The organism is Enterobacter sp. UNJFSC 003 (genome assembly GCF_036903355.1).
Classification (GTDB): domain Bacteria; phylum Pseudomonadota; class Gammaproteobacteria; order Enterobacterales; family Enterobacteriaceae; genus Enterobacter.
The window spans coordinates 1-227 of record NZ_JBAKHK010000390.1 but is presented as its reverse complement, the minus strand read 5'-3'; the positions used below and the strand labels follow the sequence as shown (position 1 = coordinate 227).

The 227-nt window shown below is 63.9% G+C and carries 1 protein-coding gene; it reads left to right on the top strand.

Annotated features, from left to right (window positions below):
- Positions 1-227: Ig-like domain-containing protein (locus V5P19_RS24770; protein ID WP_334408135.1), on the top strand; the 227-nt coding region annotated here is incomplete at both ends.

Here is a 227-nt window from a genome sequence, read left to right as displayed (position 1 = left end):
GTGGATGAAAACGGCAACTGGAGCTACACGCCGGAAACCGATCTGGCGGAAGGGGATCACTCCCTGACGGTGGCCGCAGTGGACAAGGCGGGCCAGGAAGGGCCGCAGGTAAGCGGCACCGACGACGGAAGCTGGGACTTCACCGTGGACACCACCGCGCCGGACAACACCACTTCCGGGATTGTCAGCGGCTCGCTGGATCTGGTTGACGATGTGGGCACCGTTAC